This window comes from Elioraea sp. Yellowstone (assembly GCF_006704265.1).
Lineage (GTDB): Bacteria > Pseudomonadota > Alphaproteobacteria > Acetobacterales > Acetobacteraceae > Elioraea.
Genome location: NZ_VIKA01000231.1, coordinates 1 through 3,445, shown reverse-complemented (window position 1 = coordinate 3,445; position 3,445 = coordinate 1). Strand labels below are relative to the sequence as shown.

General features: G+C 77.3%; 3 protein-coding genes and 1 pseudogene. All 4 read right to left on the bottom strand.

Annotated features, from left to right (window positions below; all coding sequences use genetic code 11):
• A partial coding sequence (locus tag FK498_RS19540; protein WP_161988485.1) for a glycosyltransferase family 4 protein occupies positions 1-1,121 on the bottom strand: 1,121 nt, incomplete at its 3' end.
• Entirely contained in the window at positions 1,118-2,299 is a 1,182-nt protein-coding gene (locus FK498_RS18050) for a DegT/DnrJ/EryC1/StrS aminotransferase family protein (RefSeq protein WP_237561015.1), read from the bottom strand. The genes FK498_RS18050 and FK498_RS19540, both read right to left, overlap by 4 nt.
• The gene (locus tag FK498_RS18045) at positions 2,296-2,898 is read right to left on the bottom strand and encodes a sugar transferase (protein WP_141857004.1); all 603 of its coding nucleotides are present in this window, start codon (positions 2,896-2,898) and stop codon (positions 2,296-2,298) included. Before FK498_RS18045 ends, FK498_RS18050 begins: the two co-directional genes overlap by 4 nt.
• Positions 2,895-3,445: pseudogene (locus FK498_RS19535) on the bottom strand (hypothetical protein); the annotation flags it as partial. The gene FK498_RS18045 and the pseudogene FK498_RS19535, both read right to left, overlap by 4 nt.

Here is a 3,445-nt window from a genome sequence, read left to right as displayed (position 1 = left end):
GCCATCGCGGCGCGGCGTTCGGGCGCCGCGGCGAGCGCCGCGAGCGCTTCCGCGAAGGGGGCAGGGTGGCCGGGCGGAAAGGCCGCGCCCGCGTCCGCGCGCTCGAGTTCGCGGCCGAGCCAGCCCGGGCAGTTGGTGAGCACCGGCAGCCCGGCGGCGAGCGCCTCGAACACCTTGTTGGGACTCGTCCCCTCGGCGAAGGCCGGCACCGGGGCGAGGCAGTGCAGCGCGACGTCGGCGCCCTTCAGCACGGCGGCAAGCCGGGCGCGCGGCATCGCCTCGAGGAACGTCACGTTGTCCAGCCCCTCGGCGGTCGCGCGGGCGATCAGTGCCGGCTTCTCAGCGCCTTCCCCGATCAGCACCAGCCGCACGCGCCGCTCGCGCCACGACTGGAGCACCCAGGCGACATCCAGGAGCTGGCCGAGACCGTTGGCGCGGCCGTGCGCGCCGGCATAGACGGCGAGGATGCCGCCCTCGGGGGCGGGCACCGGGCGTTCCGGCGCGGCGTCGGCGAACAGGGCGCGGTCGCAGCCATTGGGGATGAAGGCGACGCGGGCCGGATCGCCGCAGGCCGCGCCGAGGGCCTCGGCCACCCCCGGCGCGAGCGCGACCACCGCGTCGGCGGCCGCCAGTGCCGCGCGTTCGAGCCGCGCCATCGCCGTGATGGTGGGCCGCGACGCCATCCCCATCGCCGCGGGCAGCTCGGGCCAGCGGTCGCGCACCTCGAACAGCGTGCGCGCCCCGCCCAGTCGCTTCGCCGCGATCATCGGCAGCGCCACGGTCAGCGGCGTGGAGGAGGCGATGACGAGATCCCAGCGGCCGCGCACGGCCTGCCGCGTCGCGGCGGCGGCATAGGCGAGGAAGGCGCGGCCGCGCGCACGCGCGTCCATCGCCTGGGCATAGGGGATGTCGCGCTGGACCACGCGGAAACCCGCCACCTCCGCGCTGCGCACGCCGCGGCGGAACGCCGCGTCGGTGCCGATCTCCGCCCCCTCGTGGCGGCCGCAGAACAGCGTCACCGCGTGGCCGCGCGCGGCGAGGGCGGCGGCGAAGGCGTGGCTGCGGCCCGGCAGCGCCCCCGCAGGCGTCGAGTAGTGCTGGTGCAGGTAGAGGATCCTCACGCCACCCTCCGGTGCAGCGCGGCGATCGCGGCGATCACGCGGTCCTGCGCCTCCGGGGCGAGACCCGAGCCCGAGGGCAGGCAGAGCCCGCGCGCGAACAGCGCCGCCGCGACCGCGCCGCCGATCGCGCGCGCCCCGGCGAAGACCGGCTGGAGATGCATCGGCTTCCAGACCGGGCGGGTCTCGATCCCCGCCGCGGCGAGCGCGAGCCCGATCTCCTCGGCGGTGGCGCCGAACCGCGCGGGGTCGACCGTGACCGCGGTGAGCCAGCGGTTGCTGCGCGCCCAGGGCGCCTCCTGCTGGAAACCGATGCCGGGAAGCGCGCCGAGCGCGTCGCGGTAGCGGGCGAAGATCGCGCGGCGGCGGGCGACCCGCCGGTCGAGATCGGACATCTGGCCGAGCCCGATTCCGGCGAGCACGTTGGAGAGCGCGTAGTTGTAGCCCCAGGTCGTGTGCTCGTAGTGCGGCGCGGGATCGCGCGCCTGGGTGGCGAGATGGCGCGCCGCGTCCGCGAGGCGGGCGTCGTCGCTGAGCAGCGCGCCGCCGCCGCCGGTGGTGACGATCTTGTTGCCGTTGAAGCTGACGCAGGCCGCCGCCGCATCCCGTCCCGCGTGGCGGCCGCGCGCGGCCGAGCCCAGCGAGGCCGCGCCGTCGGACAGCACGGCGACGCCGTGGCGGGCGCAGGCCGCCAGGATCGCGGCGAGGTCGGCCGGATGGCCGTAGAGGTCGGTCGGGACGACGAGCCTCGGCAGCCGGCCGGCCCGCGCGGCCGCATCGAGCGCCTCCGCCAGCAGCCCGGCATCGAGCGTCCAGGTGGCGGGATCGACGTCGAGGAACACCGGCGTCGCGCCCTGTTGCAGCGCCGGCGCGACCGAGGCGATGAAGGTGAGTGTGGGGGCCCAGACCTCGTCGCCGGGGCCGACGCCAAGCAGCCGGCAGGCGAGATGCAGCGCCGCCGTGCAGGAGCTGGTCGCGACCGCGTGGCGGAACCCGGTGGCCGCCGCGAGGGCGGCCTCGAACCGGCCGATCAGCGGGCCGACGGGCGCCACCCAGTTGCTCGCCAGCGCCTCGATCACGCCGCGGAACTCCGCGCCGGCGAGCTCGGGCGGGGAGAGCAGGATCGGCGGGTGTCCTGCCTGCGCGTCGAACGGATGGGGTTCGGCAGGCAGGCGGTTCACGGCGCAGTCTCCCCGGCGAGCGGCGCGCCGGCGGCGTGGCCGGGCGAGGCGACGCCATCGCCGCGCAGCACCGCGGCTGGTGTCGCGAGCAGCAATGCGAGGTCGCGCCGGAACGAGACCTCGCGCGCGTAGGCCGCATCCAGCGCCAGCCGCGCGGTCCAGGGCAGCGCGTTGCGCCCGCCCACCTGCACCGGCCCGGTCAGGCCGGGGCGGACCGCGAAGCGCTCCGGGCAGAGACGCAGCAGATGGCCGGCATCCTCGACGAGCAGGGGGCGCGGACCGACCAGGCTCATCTCGCCGCGCAGCACGTTGACCAGGCTCGGCAGTTCGTCGAGCGAGGTGCGCCTGAGCCAGACGCCGTAGCGGGTGAGCCGCTCCGCGTCGCCACCGGGGCCGGCGCGCATCGAGCGGAACTTCACGAGCGTGAAGGGGCGCGCGCCGAGCCCGAGCCGAGGCTGGCGGAACAGCACGCCCGGGCCGAGCGCGATGCGCGTGGCGAGCGCGAGCGCGGCGACCACCGGGGCGAGCACGACCAGCAGCAGCGCGGCGGCCGCAAGGTCGAGCGCGCGCTTGCCCGCGCGGGCATAGAGCCCCGTCATGCGGGCGCTGCCTCGGTGTGCCGGCGCGGCAGCGCGCGCACGGCGAGCCCGGCCGTCACCCCGACCCAGAGCCATGCCATGCGGTTGCCGAGATCGGTCGAGGTCGCGGCCTGGGCGAGGGCGACGCAGGCGAAGCCCACGGTGGCACCGAGCTGCGCGGGCGGCACCTCGCGCGCGCGGCGGACGAGCGCGGCGGCGCAGGCGAGCACGATCCCGCAGAGCAGGGTCGCTGCCGGCACGCCGCCTTCGGCCAGCGCCTCCAGCCCGAGATTGTGCGGATGCCAGCCGCGCAGGTCGCCGAGGCCGGCCGCCGGGGCGAAGCCCGCGGTGCCGAGGCCGAGCGGGGTCGCCAGCCGCCACGCCTCGCCCCAGAGCGCGGGCCGGACGGCACCTGCGCCCAGCGTGCCCTCGAGAAAGCGGGCGAGCGTGCGCGGCATGCCGTCCGGGTCGGCGAGCGCCAGCACCAGCGCGAACGCGAGCCCGAGCGCGACGGCGATCGTCGCGCCCAGTGCCAGCGCTGGGCCGGGACGGCCGCGCGCGGCCAGCA

Bases quoted from the DNA above. Each gene is read 5' to 3' on its own strand.
- FK498_RS18045 (WP_141857004.1), bottom strand. From the start codon at position 2,898: ATGACGGGGCTCTATGCCCGCGCGGGCAAGCGCGCGCTCGACCTTGCG.